The organism is Pantoea sp. RIT413, assembly GCF_003057675.2.
GTDB lineage: Bacteria > Pseudomonadota > Gammaproteobacteria > Enterobacterales > Enterobacteriaceae > Pantoea > Pantoea eucrina.
This window is the reverse complement of record NZ_QBJB02000001.1, coordinates 617,553-639,514: the sequence shown is the minus strand read 5'-3', so window position 1 is coordinate 639,514 and position 21,962 is coordinate 617,553. Positions and strand designations below refer to the sequence as shown.

25 protein-coding genes are annotated in these 21,962 nt (G+C 55.5%); 9 read left to right on the top strand and 16 right to left on the bottom strand.

Features of this window, described 5'->3' with window-relative positions; all coding sequences use genetic code 11:
• Positions 1 to 5 precede the first annotated feature (5 nt).
• A complete protein-coding gene (gene mdoC / locus DBY66_RS03010; protein ID WP_108569412.1) occupies positions 6 to 1,136 on the bottom strand; it encodes a glucans biosynthesis protein MdoC in 1,131 nt (376 codons plus the stop codon).
• Between the two features lie 277 nt (positions 1,137 to 1,413).
• Here mdoC and DBY66_RS03005 point away from each other — a divergent pair, with 277 nt between their 5' ends.
• From DBY66_RS03005 to DBY66_RS02995, 3 genes are all read left to right on the top strand, one after another.
• Positions 1,414 to 2,949, top strand: coding sequence for a glucan biosynthesis protein G (locus DBY66_RS03005; protein WP_186368979.1), 1,536 nt, complete (start codon positions 1,414 to 1,416; stop codon positions 2,947 to 2,949).
• On the top strand, positions 2,942 to 5,494 hold the full coding sequence (gene mdoH, locus DBY66_RS03000) for a glucans biosynthesis glucosyltransferase MdoH (RefSeq protein ID WP_108569231.1): 2,553 nt from the start codon (positions 2,942 to 2,944) through the stop codon (positions 5,492 to 5,494). Before DBY66_RS03005 ends, mdoH begins: the two co-directional genes overlap by 8 nt.
• 106 nt (positions 5,495 to 5,600) lie before the next feature.
• A complete protein-coding gene (locus tag DBY66_RS02995) occupies positions 5,601 to 5,837 on the top strand; it encodes a YceK/YidQ family lipoprotein (protein WP_039383751.1) in 237 nt (78 codons plus the stop codon).
• A gap of 2 nt (positions 5,838 to 5,839) precedes the next feature.
• On the opposite strand, the gene DBY66_RS02990 is transcribed toward DBY66_RS02995, so the two are convergent.
• The 3 genes from DBY66_RS02990 to DBY66_RS02980 all read right to left on the bottom strand — a co-directional run bounded on the left by DBY66_RS02990 (position 5,840) and on the right by DBY66_RS02980 (position 8,047).
• Positions 5,840 to 6,238 carry a MysB family protein gene (locus DBY66_RS02990; RefSeq protein ID WP_071668723.1) on the bottom strand — a complete coding sequence of 133 codons (399 nt, stop codon included), beginning with the start codon at positions 6,236 to 6,238 and terminating at the stop codon, positions 5,840 to 5,842.
• Positions 6,239 to 6,357: 119 nt separating this feature from the next.
• On the bottom strand, positions 6,358 to 6,624 hold the full coding sequence (locus DBY66_RS02985; RefSeq protein WP_065649626.1) for a hypothetical protein: 267 nt from the start codon (positions 6,622 to 6,624) through the stop codon (positions 6,358 to 6,360).
• A 499-nt stretch (positions 6,625 to 7,123) separates the two neighbouring features.
• A complete protein-coding gene (locus DBY66_RS02980) occupies positions 7,124 to 8,047 on the bottom strand; it encodes a Kdo(2)-lipid IV(A) acyltransferase (protein WP_039383756.1) in 924 nt (307 codons plus the stop codon).
• Between the two features lie 260 nt (positions 8,048 to 8,307).
• Here DBY66_RS02980 and DBY66_RS02975 point away from each other — a divergent pair, with 260 nt between their 5' ends.
• Complete coding sequence (locus DBY66_RS02975) at positions 8,308 to 9,363, top strand: rhodanese-related sulfurtransferase (protein ID WP_039383757.1); 1,056 nt, start codon at positions 8,308 to 8,310, stop codon at positions 9,361 to 9,363.
• Positions 9,364 to 9,406: 43 nt separating this feature from the next.
• Here DBY66_RS02975 and DBY66_RS02970 read toward each other — a convergent pair whose 3' ends face one another.
• The 9 genes from DBY66_RS02970 to grxB form a co-directional block, all read right to left on the bottom strand.
• Complete coding sequence (locus tag DBY66_RS02970) at positions 9,407 to 9,982, bottom strand: YceI family protein (protein WP_039383760.1); 576 nt, start codon at positions 9,980 to 9,982, stop codon at positions 9,407 to 9,409.
• Positions 9,979 to 10,554: a cytochrome b gene (locus DBY66_RS02965; protein ID WP_108569232.1), complete on the bottom strand. Its 576-nt coding sequence runs from the start codon at positions 10,552 to 10,554 to the stop codon at positions 9,979 to 9,981. The genes DBY66_RS02970 and DBY66_RS02965 overlap by 4 nt, the downstream gene beginning before the upstream one ends.
• A 266-nt stretch (positions 10,555 to 10,820) precedes the next feature.
• The gene (gene solA / locus DBY66_RS02960) at positions 10,821 to 11,936 is read right to left on the bottom strand and encodes an N-methyl-L-tryptophan oxidase (protein WP_039383761.1); all 1,116 of its coding nucleotides are present in this window, start codon (positions 11,934 to 11,936) and stop codon (positions 10,821 to 10,823) included.
• Positions 11,937 to 12,043: 107 nt separating this feature from the next.
• Positions 12,044 to 12,298, bottom strand: coding sequence for a biofilm formation regulator BssS (gene bssS, locus DBY66_RS02955; protein ID WP_039383762.1), 255 nt, complete (start codon positions 12,296 to 12,298; stop codon positions 12,044 to 12,046).
• 283 nt (positions 12,299 to 12,581) lie between these two features.
• Entirely contained in the window at positions 12,582 to 12,851 is a 270-nt protein-coding gene (locus DBY66_RS02950; protein ID WP_108569233.1) for a hypothetical protein, read from the bottom strand.
• 142 nt (positions 12,852 to 12,993) lie between these two features.
• A complete protein-coding gene (dinI, locus tag DBY66_RS02945; RefSeq protein WP_039383767.1) occupies positions 12,994 to 13,239 on the bottom strand; it encodes a DNA damage-inducible protein I in 246 nt (81 codons plus the stop codon).
• Positions 13,240 to 13,307: 68 nt separating this feature from the next.
• Positions 13,308 to 14,354, bottom strand: coding sequence for a dihydroorotase (pyrC, locus tag DBY66_RS02940; protein WP_108569234.1), 1,047 nt, complete (start codon positions 14,352 to 14,354; stop codon positions 13,308 to 13,310).
• 147 nt (positions 14,355 to 14,501) lie between these two features.
• Positions 14,502 to 15,065 (bottom strand): lipoprotein, encoded by a 564-nt coding sequence (locus tag DBY66_RS02935; protein WP_108569235.1) that lies wholly within the window; start codon positions 15,063 to 15,065, stop codon positions 14,502 to 14,504.
• A gap of 108 nt (positions 15,066 to 15,173) precedes the next feature.
• The gene (gene grxB, locus DBY66_RS02930) at positions 15,174 to 15,821 is read right to left on the bottom strand and encodes a glutaredoxin 2 (protein WP_108569236.1); all 648 of its coding nucleotides are present in this window, start codon (positions 15,819 to 15,821) and stop codon (positions 15,174 to 15,176) included.
• Positions 15,822 to 16,015: 194 nt separating this feature from the next.
• Here grxB and rimJ point away from each other — a divergent pair, with 194 nt between their 5' ends.
• The 4 genes from rimJ to murJ all read left to right on the top strand — a co-directional run bounded on the left by rimJ (position 16,016) and on the right by murJ (position 19,841).
• Complete coding sequence (rimJ, locus tag DBY66_RS02925; RefSeq protein WP_108569237.1) at positions 16,016 to 16,612, top strand: ribosomal protein S5-alanine N-acetyltransferase; 597 nt, start codon at positions 16,016 to 16,018, stop codon at positions 16,610 to 16,612.
• Between the two features lie 14 nt (positions 16,613 to 16,626).
• Complete coding sequence (locus tag DBY66_RS02920; protein WP_108569238.1) at positions 16,627 to 17,262, top strand: DUF480 domain-containing protein; 636 nt, start codon at positions 16,627 to 16,629, stop codon at positions 17,260 to 17,262.
• 1 nt (position 17,263) lies between these two features.
• Positions 17,264 to 18,184: a Gfo/Idh/MocA family oxidoreductase gene (locus DBY66_RS02915; RefSeq protein WP_108569239.1), complete on the top strand. Its 921-nt coding sequence runs from the start codon at positions 17,264 to 17,266 to the stop codon at positions 18,182 to 18,184.
• Positions 18,185 to 18,302: 118 nt separating this feature from the next.
• Positions 18,303 to 19,841 carry a murein biosynthesis integral membrane protein MurJ gene (gene murJ / locus DBY66_RS02910; protein ID WP_108569240.1) on the top strand — a complete coding sequence of 513 codons (1,539 nt, stop codon included), beginning with the start codon at positions 18,303 to 18,305 and terminating at the stop codon, positions 19,839 to 19,841.
• A 47-nt stretch (positions 19,842 to 19,888) separates the two neighbouring features.
• Here the strand turns inward: murJ and flgN are convergent, their stop codons facing one another.
• From flgN to flgA, 3 genes are all read right to left on the bottom strand, one after another.
• Positions 19,889 to 20,320 carry a flagellar export chaperone FlgN gene (gene flgN, locus DBY66_RS02905; RefSeq protein ID WP_108569241.1) on the bottom strand — a complete coding sequence of 144 codons (432 nt, stop codon included), beginning with the start codon at positions 20,318 to 20,320 and terminating at the stop codon, positions 19,889 to 19,891.
• A gap of 5 nt (positions 20,321 to 20,325) precedes the next feature.
• Positions 20,326 to 20,631 carry a flagellar biosynthesis anti-sigma factor FlgM gene (gene flgM / locus DBY66_RS02900; RefSeq protein WP_108569242.1) on the bottom strand — a complete coding sequence of 102 codons (306 nt, stop codon included), beginning with the start codon at positions 20,629 to 20,631 and terminating at the stop codon, positions 20,326 to 20,328.
• Positions 20,632 to 20,734: 103 nt separating this feature from the next.
• Entirely contained in the window at positions 20,735 to 21,394 is a 660-nt protein-coding gene (gene flgA / locus DBY66_RS02895; protein ID WP_039383788.1) for a flagellar basal body P-ring formation chaperone FlgA, read from the bottom strand.
• Between the two features lie 152 nt (positions 21,395 to 21,546).
• Between flgA and flgB the strand changes: the two genes are divergently transcribed.
• A complete protein-coding gene (gene flgB, locus DBY66_RS02890; protein ID WP_039383791.1) occupies positions 21,547 to 21,960 on the top strand; it encodes a flagellar basal body rod protein FlgB in 414 nt (137 codons plus the stop codon).
• Positions 21,961 to 21,962 lie beyond the last annotated feature (2 nt).

Here is a 21,962-nt window from a genome sequence, read left to right as displayed (position 1 = left end):
CAGCCTCACCCTTTCTGCGCCGCCTTTTTGCCGGAAAACAGAAAGCGCAGCAGCGGGATACGCAGGTGGATCTCATAAAGCGCAAACGCTGCGGCAAATACCGTTATCAGCCCAACAAAGAAACCCAGCGTGTTATTGCTGATGTGCGGCGTCACATATATCCCATACAGGATAGTGAGCGGATGATGGACGAGATAGATAAACAGCGAGGCGTTCACCAGATAAACGATACGCGGAGAGTGGCTGTTCAGCAGGCGGTGCCCGACGCTATAGCAGACGTTCAGCATGCACACGCCCATCAGCGTTGAGAGCAGCATATCGGTCTCATAGAGCCAGCCGTCGCCGTTGCCATAGCGCTGATTCAGGTAGTAGGCGATAAAGACCGGCACGGTGCCAAAGCAGATCAGCGGGTTGAACCGCACAAACAGCGCTTTCAGCGGCGGATGTTTCCAGCTCAGCGCGCCCAGCATAAAGAACGGCAGATACGTCAGCGTCTGCATGACCGCAATGGTAAAGAGTCCATCCATCATGATGCCCGGCGTCAGCAGCAGCAGCGTGCGACGCAGCAGGCACCATAGTAGCGCGTAGCCCAGCAGGGCCAGCGTTACGCTACCCCAGCCTGTCTGCTGATAGTTACGCCTGCTTTGCTGGTTGTGCAGCCAGCGAAATGTCAGCATACCCAGCGCCGTCAGGATCACCAGGACCAGCAGAAACCAGAGGTGCGAGATCAGATCCCACGCCAGAGCATTGTATTTGTCATACGCTGAAAAGCGATCCCAGCCATCAAGCTTGTGAGTGAGATATTTCAGCAGAAAGAACTGCGGCAGCGTAATCAGCGGGATAGCGGCGAGCAGCGGAATACCCACGCGCTCCAGCCTGACTTTCAGCCAGCGTGCCGGCTGGTAGCGCAGATAGAGCATGTAGGAAAAATAGCCGGAGATAACAAAAAACACCTGCATGCGAAATGCATGGATGAAATCGTTAAAAATGGTCAGCCACAGCGTGGCATCCTGGCTGTTTACGGACCAGCGCTGTGTCGAGTAGATCAGCGAGACGTGAAACGGCACCCCCAGCAGCATCAGATAAGCTCGAATCGAGTCGAGAAAATATTCGCGTTCAGGTTTTACAGCGCTCATAAGCTTCCGGTTCATCCTATACAGGCTGGTTTCACCCTGAAACCAGATCGTGCAGCAGAACATTCTGTTGCCGGTTAACAGCCTATACTATCAGTTGATTCTGTTTCTTAAACCGCCGGGTTTAATATTCCGAAAAGTGCTCTGGAGGCTTGGCGCTGCGCGGAACAATGTTTTACATAAGCTGTCGGAAAACCGAATAATCCATTAAGATGAGTGGGTTTGATCTGAGCACACGAAAGGGGGGGATGTGCTAAATAAAGTGAAAAATAATAGCGGGCTGGTGAAGATGCGCTGGACCAGCGCAGCAGTACTGCTGGCGCTGTACGCAAATAATAGCTGGGCGTTTAACATTGATGATGTGGCAAAACAGGCTAAGGCACTGGCAGGAAAAGGTTTCGAAGCGCCAAAAAGTAATTTACCCTCTCAATTTCGTGAAATGAAATTTGCGGATTATCAGCAGATCCAGTTTAACCACGACAAAGCATACTGGGGCAAGCTGCGCACGCCGTTTAAGCTCGAGTTTTACCATCAGGGGATGTACTTCGACACGCCGGTAAAGATTAATGAAGTCACCGCCTCATCGGTGCGTGAAATTAAATACGATCCGGCTTATTTCAATTTCGGCAACGTCAAACATGACGCTGATGCGGTAAAAAATCTCGGTTTTGCCGGATTCAAAGTGCTCTATCCGCTGAATAACAAAGGCAAGCAGGATGAGATCAGCAGCTTCCTTGGTGCCAGCTACTTCCGCGTAATCGGGGAAGACCAGGTCTATGGTCTTTCCGCGCGCGGTCTGGCAATTGACACCGCGCTGCCCTCTGGTGAAGAGTTCCCGCGCTTCAAAGAGTTCTGGATCGAGCGCCCGAAACCTCAGGCGAAGCAGCTGGTTATTTACGCGCTGCTTGATTCACCTCGCGCTGCGGGAGCCTACCGCTTTGTGCTGAAGCCAGGTAAAGCCTCGGTGGTGGATGTGCAGTCTAAAGTCTATCTGCGTGATAACGTGGGTAAACTGGGCGTGGCACCGCTGACCAGTATGTTCCTGTTTGGTGCTAATCAGCCTTCGCCGGTCAGCAACTTCCGTCAGGAGCTGCACGACTCCAACGGCCTCTCGATTCACGCCGGTAACGGTGAATGGATCTGGCGCCCGCTGAACAATCCACGCCATCTGGCGGTCAGCACCTTTACGATTGAGAATCCGAAAGGTTTTGGCCTGCTGCAGCGCGGACGCGACTTCAGCCACTATCAGGATCTGGACGATCGCTATGATAAGCGTCCAAGCGCCTGGGTTGAGCCGCAGGGTGACTGGGGTAAAGGGCGCGTTGAGCTGGTTGAGATCCCGACTGCGGATGAGACCAATGACAACATTGTCGCCTTCTGGACGCCGGAAAAACTGCCTGACGCGGGCAAAGAGATGAATTTCAACTATCGTCTGCACTTCACCCGCGATGAGAATCAGCTGCATCAGGATGATGTTGCCTGGGTCAAAGATACTCTGCGTTCTGCGGGTGATGTGAAACAGTCTAATCTGGTCCGCCAGCCTGACGGTTCTGTCGCCTTTACCCTCGACTTCACCGGTAAAGCGATGAGCATGCTGCCGGAGGATACGCAGGTAGCACCGCAGGTCAGCGTTGGCGATAACGCTGAAGTGGTTGAGCAGAGCGTACGCTACAATCCGGTGACCAAAGGCTGGCGTCTGGTGCTGCGTCTGCGCGTGAAAGACAGCAAGCAATCAACCGAAATGCGCGCCGCGCTGGTAAGCGGTGACAAGACATTGACGGAAACCTGGAGCTATCAGTTACCTGCCAATGAATAAATCGACTTTTTTACCTCAATCTTACGTGGAGGCGCTGCCGCTTGATGCGGCAGGTCGCGCGCGGCTCAGCACATCGCTGCAAAATGCGCCCGCCTTCCACGCCATCCATACGGTGCTGGGGCAGGATAACGCAGCCAGCGATCGGCCTGACGATGCGCCGCTGAAATCCGTCTCATCACGTATAGCGATGACGTGGCCGGATGCGATAGCGGATGGCCAGCAGTTCAGTAAAGATTATCTCGATCGCACGACGTTAAAAGCGATGCCGCCGGTTAAACGCTCGCTGATGTTCCCGGAAGCCTGGCGTACCAATCCGCTGGCGCGTGCCTGGAACTCGCTGCGCGGGCAGAAAGTGCATCCGCGTTATGCAACGGCAGAGGAGCAGCGCGCGGAGGATAAGTGGCGTCATGTCGGTTCAATGCGCCGCTATACGCTGCTGATTCTGACCATCGCGCAGACCGTGGTCGCGACCTGGTATATGAAAACCATTCTGCCTTATCAGGGCTGGACGCTGCTCGATCCTGTCGGGCTGTTTCAGCAGAACTGGATCGAGTCGGTGAAGCTGATCCTGCCTTATATTCTGCAGACCGGCATTCTGTTCCTGTTCGCTATTCTGTTCTGCTGGGTATCGGCGGGCTTCTGGACGGCGCTGATGGGGTTCCTGCAGCTGCTGATTGGACGCGATAAATACAGTATCTCTTACTCAACCACGGGTGATGAGCCGCTGAACCCGGAGCACCGCACCGCGCTGATCATGCCCATCTGTAACGAAGATGTGGAGCGTGTTTTTGCCGGACTGCGCGCTACCTGGGAGTCGGTAAAGCGCACCGGGAATGCTGAGCATTTTGATGTCTACATTCTCAGCGACAGCTACGATGCGGATATCGCGATTGCCGAGCAAAAAGCGTGGATGGAGCTGGTACGCGACGTGGGCGGAGCGGGCAAGATTTTTTACCGCCGCCGCCGCCGCCGCGTGAAGCGTAAAAGCGGTAACATCGATGACTTCTGTCGCCGCTGGGGCAGCAACTACAGCTACATGGTGGTGCTGGACGCTGACAGCGTGATGAGCGGTGAGTGCCTGACCGGTCTGGTACGTATGATGGAAGCGAACCCGAATGCCGGGATTATCCAGTCTTCGCCAAAAGCCTCCGGTATGGATACGCTCTATGCGCGCTGCCAGCAGTTTGCCACCCGCGTTTACGGGCCGCTGTTTACCGCAGGGCTGCACTTCTGGCAGCTGGGCGAGTCGCACTACTGGGGACATAACGCCATTATTCGCGTACAGCCCTTTATTGAGCACTGTGCGCTGGCGCCGCTGCCGGGTGAAGGCTCATTTGCCGGTTCAATTCTTTCGCACGACTTTGTTGAAGCTGCGCTGATGCGCCGCGCCGGCTGGGGCGTCTGGATCGCGTACGATTTGCCGGGTTCTTATGAGGAGCTGCCGCCTAACCTGCTGGATGAGCTAAAGCGCGACCGTCGCTGGTGTCACGGTAACCTGATGAACTTCCGCCTGTTCCTGGTAAAAGGGATGCATCCGGTGCACCGTGCCGTCTTCCTGACCGGCGTTATGTCCTATCTCTCGGCGCCGCTCTGGTTTATGTTCCTTGCGCTTTCCACGGCGTTGCAGGTGGTCCATACCCTGATGGAGCCGACCTACTTCCTGCAGCCGCGTCAGCTCTTCCCGGTCTGGCCGCAATGGCGTCCCGATCTGGCTATTGCGCTCTTTTCCACCACGCTGGTGCTGCTGTTCCTGCCGAAGCTGCTGAGCGTGGTGCTGATTTGGTGCAAAGGGGCTAAAGCTTATGGCGGCGCGCTGCGTCTGTTCATCTCGCTGATGCTGGAGATGCTGTTCTCGGTGCTGCTGGCGCCGGTGCGCATGCTGTTCCACACCGTGTTTGTGGTCAGCGCCTTCCTCGGCTGGGAGGTGGTCTGGAATTCACCGCAGCGTGATGATGATGCCACTCCGTGGAGCGAAGCGTTCCGCCGTCACGGTTCGCAGATGCTGCTTGGCATCGTCTGGGCCGTGGGCATGGGCGTGCTGGACCTCAACTTCCTGTGGTGGCTGGCACCTATTGTCTTCTCGCTGATCCTGTCGCCGTTTGTGTCGGTGATGTCGAGCCGCGCGACCGTGGGTCTGAAAAGCCGGCGGGCGAAACTGTTCCTGATCCCGGAAGAGTATGAGCCGCCAAAAGAGCTGGTTGATACAGATCACTATCTGCAGATCAACCGCGAGCGGGCGCTGAAGCATGGCTTTATGCATGCGCTGTTTAACCCGGCGTTCAATGCGCTGGCAACCGCACTGGCTACGTCGCGTCATAAACAGAGCACGCTGCTGGATCACGCCCGTGACCGGCATGTCGATCAGGCGCTGAGCGATGCACCGGAAAAACTGAATCGCGAACAGCGTCTGCAGCTGATCAGCGATCCTGTGGTTCTGGCGCGCGTGCATACCCGGCTGTGGGAAAACGCGGATAAGTATCATCAGTGGCTGGAGAGCTATCAGAAGCTGACGCTGAATCCGCAGGCACTGCCACCGCGTGCCTGAGCAGCAGTAAAACAGTAAAAGCGGCAGCGATGCCGCTTTTTTATTGCCGGTGCTAAAGCCGGGCAGGGCAGGTATAGTAGCAGGTCAATCAGTGAGGATAAGCGATGTGAAAAGCGTTCTGGCGGTCATACTGGCAGGCAGTGTGCTGATGCTGAGCGGGTGCGGCAGCATTATCAGCCGTACCGTGCCCGGACAGGGGCACGGTAACCACTATTATCCCGGCGTGCAGTGGGATGTGCGCGACGGCCCGTGGCGCATCGTCACCATCCTCGATCTGCCGCTGTCGCTGATAGTGGACACGCTGCTGCTGCCGGTTGACGCGCAGCATGGGCCTTATGAGTGAGATTACGCCAGATTATCTGAATCCGTGTTGTCATCTTCCCACTCTTCAGCAGCCACTTCACCCTCTTCAAGATCGCGCTGTGGCGCCAGCTGAAATTCGCCATCATCCCATTCGTGCAGGGTATTTTCAGACTGCCACTCCTGACGCATCTCAATTTCGTCGAAATCGCCGTCAAATACCGCCTGCGCCGCCTCACCGCTAAGCAGCGGCAGGCAATCACCCTGTTCATCTTCACTGGCAAAGAACTCCGCCTGCCACATGATGTCGCCATCCTGCATGACATATTTTTGCAGGCCAAACTGGCTGACGTTGACATCTTCTTCGGATACGCCCTGCTGGCTGGTCATAAACTCTTCACGTGCGGCTTCAATTGCTTCTTCTAAGGTGCTGAACAGATCCATTGATGACTCCTTGACTGTAAAAAGGGGATTTTACAGAAGGATAGACGAAAATTTGCAGAACGCAGGCGGGCAGGCGAGCAGTACGGGCGGGTGAGGAAAAAATCACCCGCCCATACGCATCAGAGCATTTTTTGCGGAAAGTGCAGAACCGGACGGACAGTTTCGCGCATTACCGGTGCAGAGTAGCGAATACAGCATTTGATACACGGCTTTACTTTTTTGAAGTTAATACGCGCGGTGGCCAGCGCCTGATTCAGGTTATAGAGGGTGCCAATAAACACCATATCTTCTTTAAGCGGCATCCGTTTGCACTCTTTACGATGCAGCAGATGATAGCCTTCCTGATCGGTACCGATCGTAACGTAATAATAATGACCTTTGTTCATATTATTTTGTCCTGCATGAGATTTGCTGTGTGTAATCTTTTTTATTTTTCTGAGAACAGTTAATTGGTTAACTGTTGCAACTGAAATTAACCGGAATCAGCAGAGTGAACCAGTGTAATAAAGTAATTAAAAAAATTTTTAAAATGACAATATGGAATAAGCAGCCTGTTTTATCGACAACGCATTGTAAAATAAGTCAATTTTTCTGCATTGATAAGTAAGTCAAACGATTTTGAAAAAAATAAATAGGATTAGGCCTGGAATTATAGATGATCAGGACCAGATTGCACTCTTTTAATTGATAAGTGTGGCCCAGAAAGCCGGTGTCAGACGGCTGATTGCCTGCTGCAGAGCGTCTGTGCAGGCAAATCCGGTAACATAACCTGTTACCGGAGCTAATGATTTTCAGACGAAACCAGAAATAATGCTGGATCTGATGGACATATCAGGTGCGGTTCAGGCTATCAGATATCGCTGATAGCCTGAACGCTGTGCTGCATCAGTAGCGCGACGGCTGGCCTTCCGGACGGGTTTTAAAGCGGCGGTGCAGCCACATATATTGCTCAGGCGCGAGTAACACCGTCTCTTCAACAACGCGGTTCATCACCGTTGCCGTATCAAGCTCACTCTCCAGTGAGAACTGATGGCGAATATCCGGCATCAGTTTCAGCTCGTAGCCGCGTCCGTCCGGCAGACGACGTGCCAGGAAAGGCACCACGCTGGGATTAGCCAGCCGAATCAGCATATGGGTTCCGGTTGTGGTGGCTGCTTCCTTAACGGCAAAGAAAGGGGCAAACACGCTGCTGCGCGGGCCGTAGTCGTGATCCGGCGCGTACCAGATGATGTCATTACTCTTCAGTGCCCGGATCATGCCTTTGAGATCTTTGCGATCCAGCATACTTTTATTTGAGCGCATCCGGCCCCAGGTCTGCAGCCAGTCGAGCAGTCTGTTATCGTTCGGGCGATACACACCAATACCCGGGTTGTACATGCCGAAAACGCGAGCGCCCAGCTCAAGCGTCAGAAAATGCATACCGATCAGCAGAATTCCGCGCTTTTCTGCCAGCGCCTGAGTCACATTCTCCAGTCCTTCCGGCTTAACCCATTTACGGATACGCCAGTCGGGCCAGAACCAGGCCATGCCGGTTTCAATCAGTCCCATTCCGACTGATTCAAAGTTGTGTTTAACCATCGCCTCGCGGTCGCTGACGGGCATATCAGGAAAGCAGAGCTCCAGATTGCGTCGCGCAACCTCTGTGCGGCGCTTCATAAAACGCATGGCAATACGCCCCAGGCCGCAACCAAATGCATACAGAAGCGGGTAGGGAAGTAAAACCAGCACGTATAAAAATCCAATGCCCAGCCAGGTGAGCCAGTAGCGCGGATGAAGCAGTTCACGGGTAAATTGCGGAAGTTGGGTCATGGAAGAATCAGTATCCTGCGTTCTGTACCAGAGAGTCCGGTTTCTGTTATTTAACGCAATTATGCCATTTTTTGTCGTTAACTGTAATCACACCGCGTTCACAACACCCGTCAGGCTGGTGTTTGCCGCATTAACAGACGAACAGCGCAGAAAATCGGCACGCGTGTATCACCACCAATTCGGTTCGGGGGCTAGGCACAGCTGTGAATTCAGGTATCATGTGCGCCCTGAAATTCTCTCATTGCTAACAGGTGTTCACCATGCCAGTGTTACATAACCTCGTTTCCAATAAAGAGCTGAAAGATCGCATGCTGGCGGAAACAGAGCCGCGTACGACAGTCTCTTTTTATAAATATTTCCAGATTGCCGATCCCAAAGCGTTCCGCGATCGCCTCTATATTGCGCTGACGCAGCTTAGCGTATTTGGTCGTGTCTATGTGGCCCGGGAAGGGATTAACGCGCAGATCAGCGTGCCGGCCGGGAAATATGAAGCGATGAAAGCGATGCTGTACGCTTTTGATCCGGCGCTGAATAATCTGCGCATGAATATTGCGCTGGACGATGACGGTAAATCATTCTGGGTGCTGCGCCTGAAAGTGCGCGACCGTATTGTTGCCGATGGCATCGACGATGGCAGTTTTGACGCCAGCGATGTGGGCAGCTACCTGAAGGCAGCAGACGTTAATGCGATGCTGGATGATCCTGATGCCGTATTTGTCGACATGCGTAACCACTATGAGTTTGAAGTGGGCCATTTTGATAATGCGCTGGAAGTGCCTGCGGATACCTTCCGCGATCAGCTGCCCATGGCAGTCGATATGCTGCAGGATAAGAAAGATAAAAAAATTGTGATGTACTGCACCGGCGGTATTCGCTGCGAAAAAGCGAGCGCCTGGATGAAGCATAACGGCTTTGATGATGTTTATCACATTGAAGGCGGCATTATTGAATATACGCGCCGCGCGCGCGAGCAGGGATTACCGGTGCGTTTCAAAGGCAAAAATTTTGTCTTTGATGAGCGTATGGGCGAGCGTATTTCTGATGATATTCTCTCCAGCTGCCATCAGTGCGGTACGCCATGCGACAGCCATACTAACTGTGTTAATGACGGTTGCCATCTGCTGTTTATTCAGTGTCCCGCCTGCGCTGAAAAATATCAGAACTGCTGCAGCCCAATCTGCATGGAAGAGGCAAAACTGTCGCCTGAAGAGCAGCGCGCACGTCGTGCCGGACGCGAAAACGGCAATAAGGTGTTTAACAAATCGCGTGGTCTGCTGAATATGACGATGACCATTCCCGCGCCCGATAAGTCATAATGACGGGTGCCGCCTGAGGAAGTGATCTCAGGCGGCTTGCCGCTTACTGACGTACTCCCTCTACAGAGATAATCAGCTCAGCCTTTTGAGAGGCAGGGCCCAGATCCTTGCTGATATTAAACTCTTTCAGAACGACCTCGCCGCTGGCTTCAAAACCTGCCCGGTAACCGCCCCACGGATCTTTACCTTCACCCATCAGGCGCGCATCCAGCGTAATGGGTTTTGTTACGCCGTTCAGCGTCAGATTGCCGGTGACTTTATAACGCTCTCCCTCTTTTTTAACCTCTGTTGAGGTGAACGTTGCCTGAGGATATTTGCTGGTATTAAGGAAATCTGCGCTGCGCAGGTGTTTGTCGCGCTCAGCATGATTGGTATCCAGACTTCCGGTATTAATGGTGACATTCACTTTATCGGCTGCCGGATTAGCATCGTCAAAGGTGAATCCGCCGTCAAAATCTTTGAATGTGCCATATAACCAGCTATAGCCGAGGTGCTGAATACGAAACTGTACAAATGCGTGCTGCCCCTCTTTATCAATTTTATACTCTGCGGCGCTGGCATTAAGGCTGGTGGCAAACAGCGCGGCGGCACTGACGGCCAGAAGCGTTTTTCTGATCATGATACATCCTTTTGAGAGAGTGAACGTGAGCGTAAACCGAGCATGCGCCTGAGCGTCGCGTCCCGATCGATAATATGATGTTTAACCGCCCCCAGCGCATGCAGCGCTGAAAGCAGAACCAGGCTCCAGGCCAGCCACAAATGCAGCGTGCCTGCCAGGTCCGCCTGCTGTGGTCCGCCAGCAACGACTACCGGCAGGTTAAACCAGCCAAATACAGAGACCGGTTTACCGTCAGCGGTCGAAATCAGATAGCCGCTAACGAGCAGCAGGAGGAAAAGCAGATAAAGCAGGGCATGCACACCCCGGGCGGTACGGCGCACCGTGGCAGAATAGCTGGCGAGCGGGGCGGGTACAGGGGAGTGCCAGCGCCAGAGCAGGCGCAGCAACAGCAGAATAAACAGTATTATCCCGACGCTTTTATGAATGTCCGGTGCAGTATGATACCAGCTGTCATAATAGCCCAGGCCTGTCATCCATAATCCCAGGGCAAACATCGCATAGAGGGCAACCGCCATGCTCCAGTGGATAATAATTGAGAGCAGGCCGAATCGATCTGCAGTGTTGCGCCACATAGCCTTTATTCCTGTCCATGAAATAAGTGCTGCAAGCATCCTTAATTCATTAACTAAAAGCAATGAGCCTTACTTTTCTATAAAAAAGCGGATCGTTGTCAAAATTTTAAAATAGCGGCGCGCTACTGCTTCAGTAATATTGACTGAAAGCAGGGCATTTTAAGGTAATAAATATAATTACTACACAGGATGAGGCATTATTGAGTGTCGGGCGTAAACAAATGTAAATGGGAGGGCTGGCAGCTGCGGTGCTGCCAGCCTGAGTATCAGGAAAATCGCCGTAAAGAAAAGGGCGTAAGATCGAAACTGAAAGGTTTATCCTGAGCAAATTCGCTGGCAAGCTCGCCCAGAACGCTGGCAAATTTAAAACCGTGACCGCTAAGGCCGGTAATGATTAAGCGGTTGGGTTCATCCGGCAGGGTATCGATAATAAAATCTTCATCAGGGGTATTGTCATAGCTGCACGCCTCGCCGTGTAAACAGACGCCGACGCCGGGCAGGAACTGCCGCAAAAAGCGAAACGCTTCGCTGCCATCTGAGGCCACAGCACCAAAAGGTTTGCGATCCTGCGGGGTCTGCATGACCTGACCACCATCGTGCCGGCCCACTTTAAGAGCGTTATTATCTGCCGGAAACCCGTAAAAGTGACTGCCGTCTGGCGTCTCTACGGTAAAACCGGGAAAGTGATTGTTTTCACTGTAGCGGCCGTCAGCCTGATACCAGGCAAACACTTTACGCACTGGCGTAACCGGCAGATCGGCTATTAGCTCGCTGACCCAGGTACCGGCGCTGACCAGCAGCTTGCGCGCACGATAGATCCCATCCAGCGTGGTGACCTGCTGCAGCTCGCCGTCGCGACCGATATCGCTGACCGGGCAATTAAACAGCTGTGCACAACCAGCCTGTTCAGCCAGTTTTATCCAGCTGCGCACCGCCTCTTCACATTTCAGATAGCCCGACTTCGGCTCAAAGACGCCGATGTAGCCATCCGGCACGGTAAACTGCGGCCAGCGCTGTCGCACCTCATCCGCCTGCAGTAGCTGGACATCCAGCTGCCAGGTTTTCGCACTGTGAATAACGTTCTCAATGAATGGCGAATGAGCGGGTGCCAGGTTGAGAATGCCGCTGCGATGCATGATACGCTCGCCGCTCTGCTGCTCCAGCGCATCCCACAGTGACTGGGCGCGCAGTACCAGCGGCACATAACGCTCTCCTTCACCATAGGCGTGGCGAATCAGGCGGGTCTCGCCGTGATGTGTTCCCTGCTGATGCGGGGGATGCGCGCTGTCGATCATTAGCACCGATAAGCCAGCCTGTGTAGCGTAGAAACCCGCAGCGGCCCCGACTGACCCACTGCCCACGATAATCAGATCGTAAACCATGACACGAACACTCCTGCAAAACGGCGAAATTTTTCAACAGCATACCAAAAGCGGGAGCGATATGAAAAAGGCACCCGATGGGTGCCTTTTTCGCGCAACAGGAACGATCAGTGCTTGCGACTATCGCGCAGGTTTTGCTCAGTAGATTCTATTTTAGCAATGCCAGCTTCCAGTATAGAGATAAACTGTCTGGCAACGTCAGTGGTTAACCAGTAGGTCAAACCGACGTCAGCTTCTTCTTCTTTTTGATCCTGCGAGGAGAGCGAGTGCAGGCGTATCATCATGGCGTCATAGCTGTCAACGGTGCTGATGTCCCATCCAATCAGGGGATGAGTCTGGATGACGTCTTTATTACTGTCCATTATAACCTCCTTATTACTCGTTAAACGAAGTGCTTCTTGAGGTTCAATGCGGCTGCTACATGCACTAGCGAGCTAATTATAACATGAAATAGCGGTCAGACAGGTCAATAGTGATGAAATGCGGCTATATGACTGCGAAATGCACCAGAAAATGCTGTAAAAGCGCCGGAAGATGACGGGCTGGTTTCCTGCTACAGACGTAACCAGCCCGGCAACATTACCTGTTTTATCGGCGAAAGCGACAGAAACTTCAGCGGAACATGCCGGACTCAGTCGCGGAATATCAGGGCTGCGCTTCAGCAGAGAGCGGATCTGTGCGCTGCCGGAGCGTCTTCGCCAGGCGGAAAAATTGCTGCTGCAGCGAGGCATCGTGCTGCTGGTTCTGCGCTTCCTGCGTCAGGTTTTGGGCAAGCAGCTGGACTGCGGGCGCATCGAGCGAAAGCGTCAGACTGGTAAAGGCAGTTTCAAGGACGGTTAAACGGCGCTGCTGCTCGGCAATGAGCGCCAGCAGTTCACCAAAGGTCATCGCCTCTTCGGGTTTATCTGTGATCATCTGTCAAACACCTCCTGTAAGCATGGCGAGGCAAGAATAGGGGATCGATAAACCTGAGTCTAGATGGCGGCTGTTTTTCTGGCGAGGGGAAATGAAACAAAAAAAGCCGGGGCGAAACCCGGCAAAAACGGCACATTGGCGGTTAATCGTGAGTAAACCAGTCGTCGGCGCTTTCCCAGGTTTCCTGCAGGAGATCGGTAATGCGGTCGCGTGAAGTTTTACAGCCGCCGGTCACGCTCAGCTGATTCCCGGTGGCATAGCGCACATTAACGTGGTGCTCGCCTTCAGGAAAATCGTGTGCAATACGACGGGAAAGCTCCGCGCTAAGCGCATCGAGTGCACCTGCGGGCAGCGGGCGGTTTTTCGCTACGGTAATATCGATACGCATAGACGCCTCCGGTTTAATATACTGGTTATTTGTACAGTATATTAATGCCGAAGGCAAGCAGTTATCGCTTATTCTTTAATGCGCCAGTTCAGCGTTTCGCCGGCAAGAAATGGCACCAGCGTATCGTCGCCTGCGGTGACGCTTTCAGCCACCTGCCAGGGTTCGCGGACCAGCGTCAGCGTTCCCTCGTTAAGCGGCAGGCCGTAAAAATTCGGACCGTTTTCTGAGCAGAACGCTTCAAAGTGCTGCAGGGCGTTAAGCTCTTCAAACACGGTAAGGTAGGCAGGCAGAGAGGTCGGCGCGTTGAAGACGCCCGCACAGCCGCAGCTTGCTTCTTTGGCATGCCGCAGGTGGGGCGCAGTATCGGTGCCAAGGAAAACGCGCGGATGGCCGCTGGCTACCAGCTGACGCAGCGCCTGCTGATGTGTGTTGCGCTTCAGAACAGGCAGGCAATAAAGATGAGGACGGATCCCGCCCACCAGCATATGGTTACGGTTAAACATCAGATGCTGCGGCGTGATGGTTGCGCCCAGCAGCGCGTTGCCCTCAGCCACATAGTCAGCGGCCTCTTTTGTGGTGATGTGCTCCATGACTACTTTCAGGCCGGGAAACTGCTGGCGCAGCGGATGCAGTACGGTCTCAATAAAGCGCGCTTCGCGATCAAAAATATCAATGTGGGAATCAGTGACTTCACCATGCACCAGCATCGGCATACCAATCTGCTGCATGCGATCCAGCACCGCAGCAATCGCCGAGGTGTTTGTTACGCCGTGGCTTGAGTTAGTGGTAGCGTGTGCCGGATAGAGCTTGGCAGCGGTGAACACGCCCGCGCGAAACCCCGCTTCAATCTCATCGGGTTCGAGTGAATCGGTCAGATAGCAGGTCATCAGCGGCGTAAAATTGTGCGCAGCGGGCAGGGCGGCAAGAATGCGCGCGCGATACTCACGGGCCGCCGCCACGCTGGTGACCGGCGGCACCAGATTTGGCATGACAATCGCCCGGCCATTCACGGCGCTGGTATAGGGCAGTACGCTTTCAAGCATCACGCCGTCGCGCAGGTGGATATGCCAGTCATCAGGGCGGCAAATGGTGATGTGCTGAGGTTGAGAGGTCATGGTCAGGCTCCGGCTTAAGTGAAAACAGAATGGCGCATTCAGGCCGGGGCGATATCTTAAGCGGGCAGGCAACCGTTTGCACGGCTTTTTATCACCGGAAAGTGATGACCCGTGCGGCCAGATAAACGCTGGCCGCACGGGACGGTGTCAGTCGGTGAAAGGGATCACCAGCTGGCCCGGTTTGACTTCCAGTCCTTTTGCCAGCTTTTTCGCCAGCGCTTCGCCTTTACTGCGGTCAGCGCTCAGCAGATAGGCTGGCCGTTCATTGAAATAGTGCTGCAGGGACTGATTGAGATAGGGGGTCAGCGTTTTCACAATCGACGCCATTTTTTCTGGCTCCACCTGCGCATCAACAATCGACAGGTTGTGCAGGTAGATGGCGCCTTCCTGCGCGTTATAAACCGGCTGCGCCTTCATTTTCAGCAGCATTTCAGCCTGCTGCGGGCCAAACAGTGAGGTGACATCAATTTTCGCTTTACCGGAGAGGGTGACGCGGTCAGGTTCTTCACGTCCGATTTCGCTGCTGAGATCGCTGAGCACGATATGCGCATTAATAAGGCCGGATACGCCGATCTCTTTTTCAAAATTGTTGCGCTTTTGCAGCGCCTGATTCACTTCCTGTTCCGTGATGGTGTATTGCGTCAGCTGATTACAGCCGCTGAGCAGCAGCATGCCGAACAGTGCCGCGATCCCATAAAATTTCTTTTTCATTGCATCCTCGTTCCGGTGTGGCAAACAGCGCTAAGCCTGCCTGAATCGGCGCGAGGTGTCATCAGATAAGATGAGAAACCCGCGAACGGGTTCCTCCCGGTTTAACATTCAGGCGGCGATAGAAGAGAGCAGATTAACCTGCGTCTGTTTCGCCATGTTATCGCGGTAATCAGTGACGCGGCTTGGCCAGTCGATACCGGACACCAGCGTCAGCGAGCGCAGCAGCGGGAAGAGGTTGATATCATCCTCTGACAGCTCGCCGTTAACGGCGTTGGGCTTCACAATCAGGCGATCCAGCTGGCGCAGATCGTCACTGATCTTCTTGATCAGGCCGGGCGCGTGTTTACGCAGCTCGTCGAAATCACCGAGGCTCGCCTCTTTTTTATCGTGAAAATAGCGTCGCGCTTCCGGGGTGGCAAATTCAGCAAAAGCAGCATCGGCGATACGCGGAATTAAAAGCTTATTAATATAGCCGTTGACGTGGCGCAGCCAGTCGGCGATAGCGGGATTGGTTCTGCCGGTCAGCAGCGGTTCGCCATCCTGTTTGTCTACCCAATGCACAATATCCATGCTCTCCGGCATGGCGCTGCCATCCGCTTTTTGCAATACCGGCGCCATTTTCTGGCCGATTAATTTTACCGGTGTCGCCTCGTCATCATTGAGCATAACCACCAGTTCTACCGGCAGATTCTTTAAGCCAAAAATCATGCGCGCTTTGACGCAGAAGGGGCAGTGATCGTAGATGTAAAGTTTCATCCCGTTTCTCCTGTGGTTTTCCGGGTGAGGGATTCACCCTTTTTCCGATCCTGCCGGAAGTATGGAAGAGAACCGTGGAAGGGGCAAACCCTGCCCCTGTTCAGCAACGTTGTGTCGCAGCCTGCGGGGCGGTTATAGTGAAGAAAACGCCAGCGGCGTTTCACTCTCTTTCGCTAAGGATTTCAGGAGATTTGATGTTTGGCTATCGCTCTGCAGGCCCGCGCGTGCGGCTTACGACCGATCGTCTGGTGGTGCGTCTGGTGCATGAACGCGACGCCTGGCGGCTGGCAGACTATTACGCAGAAAACCGCGCGTTCCTCAAGCCGTGGGAGCCGGTGCGCGATGACAGCCACTGTTATCCCTCCGGCTGGCAGGCGCGGCTCGGCCTGATTGGCGATCTGCATAAGCAGGGCTCCGCTTTCTACTTTGTGCTGATGGACCCCGACGAGCATGAGATCCGCGGCGTGGCAAATTTCAGCAATGTTCTGCGTGGCTCCTTTCACGCCTGCTATCTCGGCTATTCGCTGGGCGAAAAGTGGCAGGGGCAGGGCATGATGTTTGAAGCGCTGCAATCGGCAATTCGCTATATGCAGCGACAGCAGCGCATGCACCGCATTATGGCTAACTATATGCCGCACAATCAGCGCAGCGGCGATCTGCTGGCACGGCTCGGCTTCGAGCAGGAAGGCTATGCAAAAAACTATCTGCTCATTGATGGCCGCTGGCAGGATCACGTACTGACGGCGCTGACCTGGCATGCGTGGACGCCGGACAAGCGCACTCAATTTTAAAAGGAAACGGATCCATGAAAATCGCGCTCTCTTCCCAGGCGCAACGCGTGCTGGGTGCGCTGCTGGAAAAGCAGATCGCTACGCCTGAATATTACCCTCTGTCGCTGAACGGCGTGGTAGCCGCCTGTAATCAGAAATCGAACCGTGAGCCGGTTATGACGCTCAGCGAAGAGGAGGTGCAGGCGCAGCTGGATGAGCTGGTTAAAAAACATCTGGTCACCGCTACCAGCGGCGCCAGCCAGCGGGTCAGCAAATATGCGCAGCGCTTCTGTAACTCTGCGTTTGGTCAGCTGCAGCTCAGCGCCGCTGAAGTCGCCGTGATGACCCTGCTGCTGCTGCGCGGGGCGCAAACGCCAGGCGAGCTGCGTACCCGCAGCGGCAGGCTGTATGAGTTCAGCGATGTCAGTGAGGCCGAGCAGACGCTGGAGGGGCTGATGAGCCGGCAGGAGGGACCGCTGGTGGCAAGAATGGCACGTGAGCCAGGCCGCCGCGAATGTCGCTACCGGCACCTGCTGGCCGCAGAGGAGACGGCCTGCTCGCCGTCTCCCGCCGCTGGTGAAGCGGAGCTCAGCGATCGGGTTGCCGCGCTGGAGCAGCAGGTGGCTGAACTGCAGATGCAACTGACTCTGCTGCTGGCACAGGAGCATTAAGATGACGCTGCGAATTGGTATTGCCGGTTTAGGCGGAATTGCACAGAAAGCCTGGCTGCCGGTGCTCTCGCAGGCAGAAAGCTGGCAGCTGGTGGGGGCATTTTCACCCAATCAGGTTAAGGCGGAGGCGGTATGCGCTCGCTATCGGATTCCCTGTTTTAACCGGCTTGACGCCCTGGCTGCCGCCTGCGACGCCGTGTTCGTGCACAGCAGCACCGCCTCACATTTTGACGTGGTTCAGGCCCTGCTGCTGGCGGGCAAAGATGTCTGTGTGGATAAGCCGCTGGCAGAGACGCTGCAGCAGGCTGAAGCGCTGGTCGCGCTGGCGGAAAAGCGCCAGCGCAAACTCATGGTAGCGTTTAACCGGCGCTTTGCCCCGCGCTATCAGCAGCTGAAGCAGGAAATGCCGCGCGCCGCCTCGCTGTGCATCGAAAAGCATCGCATGGATAGCGTGGGGCCGCAGGGGCTGCGCTTTACGCTGCTGGATGATTATCTGCACGTGGTGGATACCGCCCTGTGGCTGGCGGGGGGCAAACTGCAGCCGGGTGATGGCCATATCCGGACCACAGATGAAGGCGCACTGCTCTACGCAGAGCACCATTTCAGCGCCGGCGGGCTGCAGGTCTCTACCAGCATGCACCGGCGCGCCGGCACGCAGCGGGAGGTGGTCACCGCGGTCTGCGACGGAGACTACTACCAGATTGAGGAGATGCGCGACTGGCAGCAGGAGAACAGCCGCGGGCTGCTGCGTGAGATGCCGCCTGCGTGGCAAAGCCATCTGACGCAGCGCGGTTTTACCGGCGCGGCGCATCACTTTATCCGCTGCGTGGAAAATCAGACTATGCCTGAAACCAGCGGCGAGCAGGCGCTGGTGGCGCAGCGTCTGACAGAAAAACTGATCCGCGAGGTGGAGCGGGAATAACGCCTTGTAACATTCGATGCTGGTCATTTGCCGCGACCTCAGTAGACTAACGCCGGGCATCGTGGATGCCCGTGCTGCATGGCGCTTTTTCCGACTTTTTCAGGACGCACCCTTCATTATGAATTTGCTAAAATCGCTGGCTGCGGTCAGTTCGATGACCCTGTTTTCCCGCGTGCTGGGCTTTGCCCGCGATGCCATTGTGGCGCGCGTATTTGGCGCCGGGATGGCGACGGATGCGTTTTTTGTAGCGTTTAAGCTGCCCAACCTGCTGCGCCGGATTTTTGCCGAGGGCGCGTTCTCACAGGCGTTTGTCCCGATTCTGGCGGAGTACAAAGCGAAGCAGGGTGAAGAGGCGACGCAGGTTTTTGTGGCGTATGTGTCAGGCCTGCTGACGCTGGCGCTGGCTGTGGTGACGGTACTGGGCATGCTCGCCGCGCCCTGGGTGATTATGATCACAGCCCCCGGCTTTGCGGATACCGCCGATAAATTTGCACTTACCAGCGCGCTGCTGCGGGTGACGTTCCCCTATATTATGCTGATCTCGCTGGCGTCGCTGGCGGGGGCGATCCTCAATACCTGGAATCGCTTTTCGGTTCCGGCGTTTGCGCCCACGCTGCTGAATATCAGCATGCTCGGCTTTGCGCTGTTTGCCGCACCGCACTTTAATCCGCCGATTATGGCGCTGGCGTGGGCGGTGGTGGTGGGCGGCGTGCTGCAGCTTGGCTACCAGCTGCCGCACCTGAAGAAGATAGGTATGCTGGTACTGCCGCGCATTAATCTGCGCGATGCCGGCGTCTGGCGCGTGATGCGCCAGATGGGACCGGCGATCCTCGGCGTATCAGTCAGCCAGATCTCGCTCATCATCAATACTATTTTCGCCTCCTTTCTGGTGTCAGGTTCCGTCTCCTGGATGTACTACGCTGACCGCCTGATGGAGTTCCCCTCCGGCGTGCTGGGCGTAGCGCTGGGGACCATTCTGCTGCCGTCGCTGGCGAAGAGCTTCTCCAGCGGCAACCAGGGCGAGTATTCACGGCTGATGGACTGGGGATTGCGCCTCTGTTTTCTGCTGGCGCTGCCCTGCGCGGTGGCGCTGGGCATTCTGGCCGGACCGCTGACGGTAGCGCTGTTTCAGTACGGTAAATTTACCGCGTTTGATGCGGCAATGACGCAGCGCGCACTGATTGCCTATTCCGTTGGCCTGATGGGGCTGATTGTGGTCAAGGTGCTGGCGCCAGGATTCTACTCGCGGCAGGATATTAAAACGCCGGTGAAGATAGCGATAGTGACGCTGATTATGACGCAGCTGATGAATCTGGCGTTTATCGGTCCGCTGAAGCACGCGGGGCTGTCGCTGTCGATTGGGCTGGCGGCCTGCCTCAACGCTGCGCTGCTCTACTGGCAGCTGCGCAAACAGGATATTTTTCAGCCACAGCCAGGCTGGATGGGTTTTTTATTACGCCTGTTTATCGCGGTCGCGGTCATGGCCGCCGCGCTGCTGGGCATGCTGCAGGTGATGCCTGCATGGGAACAGGGCGAGATGGGCTGGCGGCTGGTGCGCCTGGCGGCGGTCTGTGCCGTCGGCGGGGGAGCCTATTTTGTGGTGCTCGGCGTGCTCGGGTTCCGGCCGCGCGATTTTGCCCGCCGCACCGTCGCCTGAATGCGCATTGCCAGGGCAGTCCGGCTGCCCTGGTCGCGGCTAAGGCGTCAGCCTTTGCTGCGCAGCGTGGCCTGGCCCAGTCCGCGTCCGTCCGGGCCATAAAATGCCTGGGTCTGATGCGGCTTCAGCACCTGCAGCGCATCGCGGGTAAATGCGACCTGATGCTGCAATAGCAGTCCGTTATGCTGATTGGCGTCGCGCAGCTGCTGCGTGACGCGCGCGATAGTGGCCCAGCGCCGGGCGATATCCTGCTGACCGCGATAGGGCGCCGCTATACCGAGCGTTTTCTCCGTATTATGGCGCATCTCATCCAGATAATTTAAGGTTGTCAGCAGCGCGGCTTTATCTTCAGTAATGCGCTGCAGCAGGTTGCCGTTAACCTGCCCGGCTGCGAGCTGCTGCTGCTCCTCCTCAATGATCTGAGTCAGTGAAGCCAGTACATCCTGCATTTTATCCAGGGTCGTCAGCAGATTATCCATCGGGATCAGTTGCCTTCTAAATATTTCCGGGTATCGGCAATTAATGCATCCGCAATTTTGCCGGTATCCATTTTCAGATCGCCATTGCGGATGGCGGTTTTTAACTGCTCAACACGAGCGGTATTAATATCGCGACTGCCGGGCTCCTTCAGCTGCGCCTGAAGCGAGCTCAGACTGACTTCAGCACTCTTTTCACTGACAGCAGAGGCGGCCGGCGCGGTGTTCTGACGGACTCTGCCTGCGTTGTCGCTGGCGTCGCGGGGTTGTACCGTGCTGACCGGTTTTGACGGTTCGGTTTTGTCGACGTTCATGGCTTGGCTCCTGTAAGTACAGTGGAATGCGCCCACTGAATCGGCATAGGGTTATATTTTAGCTGTTATCTCTATCGGCTGAACACCTCTGTTCTTTAGCGCTTTAGAGTGATATCAGAATATTCCCATCCTCGCCGACGCGACCGCTTACCACCTGACCATTTCCCATACGTACCCGCACCGTCTGCGCGACGCCGGCATTGCTCAGCGCGCGGCCTTCGCTGCTGGCATTAAAGCCGTCGCCGCTCGCCGTGACCATCACCGACTGACCGGTTTTAACCCGCCACGGCTGGCGCAGCATTGAGGCGGTAACCGGCTGCCCGGGCGGTATATCCCGCAGGGCAATCGCCTCTGCGAGATGCGTGCCGTCAACCAGCGCGCGAGCCGGCAGCGTATCGAGCCGGCCCGTTTCCGTTCTGAAATCAGCCGCGCTGACGGCAGTGCCGCGCGTGAGCTGGTGATTCGCGACCAGATAGTCACCGGTCACCTGCACCTGCACCTGCAGATAGCGGCGATTTTGTCCGCAGCTGGCGGCAATGCTCAGATTACCCCACTGACGGCTGTTACCGGGCAGCTGCAGCTGCGGCGTCTCACAGGCGGGCCACTGTGCGGATGGGGTACGAACAATAACCACCATGCCAGCGGCGTGCTGCGGATCGCGCGCTTTAAAATAGGATGTCAGCTGCGCGTTCAGATCGGCCGCATAGCCTGGCAGCGCCAGCAGCAGTACCGCCAGAAACAGCCCTTGTGATGCTCTGCGCATAACGCCTCCCACTGAAAGTTGCTGATGAGTCTACCCGCTGCAAAAAAAAATCAAGGGTAAAAATAGCCGTGGTTTTTGCTGTTATTCAGACGATCGCCCTTGCAATCCCCCGATTAAGCTGTCAGCTCAAAATTTTCATTCGCGGAGGAAGCATGCTCGACAAACTCGATGCCGCACTGCGATTCGGTACCGAAGCGTTAAACCTGCGTGCACAGCGTCAGGAGATTCTGGCGTCAAATATTGCTAATGCGGATACCCCCGGGTATCAGGCGCGCGATATCGACTTTGCCAGCCAGCTGAACAAAGTGATGCAGAACGGCCGCGCGCAGGGCAGCGGTCTGGCGCTGAATGTGACCTCATCGCGCCATATTGAAGCACAAACGCAGGCGCAGCCCGCGATGGATCTGCTGTATCGCATTCCCGACCAGCCCGCTGCAGATGGCAACACGGTCGATATGGATCGCGAGCGTACGCAGTTCGCCGATAACAGCCTGAAGTATCAAACCGATCTCACCCTCATCAGCAGCCAGATTAAAGGCATGATGAGCGTACTGCAGGGGCAATAAGC

Bases quoted from the DNA above. Each gene is read 5' to 3' on its own strand.
- mdoC (WP_108569412.1), bottom strand. From the start codon at position 1,136: ATGAGCGCTGTAAAACCTGAACGCGAATATTTTCTCGACTCGATTCGA.
- mdoH (WP_108569231.1), top strand. From the start codon at position 2,942: ATGAATAAATCGACTTTTTTACCTCAATCTTACGTGGAGGCGCTGCCG.
- DBY66_RS02990 (WP_071668723.1), bottom strand. From the start codon at position 6,238: ATGGATCTGTTCAGCACCTTAGAAGAAGCAATTGAAGCCGCACGTGAA.
- DBY66_RS02985 (WP_065649626.1), bottom strand. From the start codon at position 6,624: ATGAACAAAGGTCATTATTATTACGTTACGATCGGTACCGATCAGGAA.
- DBY66_RS02980 (WP_039383756.1), bottom strand. From the start codon at position 8,047: ATGACCCAACTTCCGCAATTTACCCGTGAACTGCTTCATCCGCGCTAC.
- DBY66_RS02975 (WP_039383757.1), top strand. From the start codon at position 8,308: ATGCCAGTGTTACATAACCTCGTTTCCAATAAAGAGCTGAAAGATCGC.
- DBY66_RS02970 (WP_039383760.1), bottom strand. From the start codon at position 9,982: ATGATCAGAAAAACGCTTCTGGCCGTCAGTGCCGCCGCGCTGTTTGCC.
- DBY66_RS02965 (WP_108569232.1), bottom strand. From the start codon at position 10,554: ATGTGGCGCAACACTGCAGATCGATTCGGCCTGCTCTCAATTATTATC.
- solA (WP_039383761.1), bottom strand. From the start codon at position 11,936: ATGGTTTACGATCTGATTATCGTGGGCAGTGGGTCAGTCGGGGCCGCT.
- bssS (WP_039383762.1), bottom strand. From the start codon at position 12,298: ATGGACAGTAATAAAGACGTCATCCAGACTCATCCCCTGATTGGATGG.
- DBY66_RS02950 (WP_108569233.1), bottom strand. From the start codon at position 12,851: ATGATCACAGATAAACCCGAAGAGGCGATGACCTTTGGTGAACTGCTG.
- dinI (WP_039383767.1), bottom strand. From the start codon at position 13,239: ATGCGTATCGATATTACCGTAGCGAAAAACCGCCCGCTGCCCGCAGGT.
- pyrC (WP_108569234.1), bottom strand. From the start codon at position 14,354: ATGACCTCTCAACCTCAGCACATCACCATTTGCCGCCCTGATGACTGG.
- DBY66_RS02935 (WP_108569235.1), bottom strand. From the start codon at position 15,065: ATGAAAAAGAAATTTTATGGGATCGCGGCACTGTTCGGCATGCTGCTG.
- grxB (WP_108569236.1), bottom strand. From the start codon at position 15,821: ATGAAACTTTACATCTACGATCACTGCCCCTTCTGCGTCAAAGCGCGC.
- rimJ (WP_108569237.1), top strand. From the start codon at position 16,016: ATGTTTGGCTATCGCTCTGCAGGCCCGCGCGTGCGGCTTACGACCGAT.
- DBY66_RS02920 (WP_108569238.1), top strand. From the start codon at position 16,627: ATGAAAATCGCGCTCTCTTCCCAGGCGCAACGCGTGCTGGGTGCGCTG.
- DBY66_RS02915 (WP_108569239.1), top strand. From the start codon at position 17,264: ATGACGCTGCGAATTGGTATTGCCGGTTTAGGCGGAATTGCACAGAAA.
- murJ (WP_108569240.1), top strand. From the start codon at position 18,303: ATGAATTTGCTAAAATCGCTGGCTGCGGTCAGTTCGATGACCCTGTTT.
- flgN (WP_108569241.1), bottom strand. From the start codon at position 20,320: ATGGATAATCTGCTGACGACCCTGGATAAAATGCAGGATGTACTGGCT.
- flgM (WP_108569242.1), bottom strand. From the start codon at position 20,631: ATGAACGTCGACAAAACCGAACCGTCAAAACCGGTCAGCACGGTACAA.
- flgA (WP_039383788.1), bottom strand. From the start codon at position 21,394: ATGCGCAGAGCATCACAAGGGCTGTTTCTGGCGGTACTGCTGCTGGCG.
- flgB (WP_039383791.1), top strand. From the start codon at position 21,547: ATGCTCGACAAACTCGATGCCGCACTGCGATTCGGTACCGAAGCGTTA.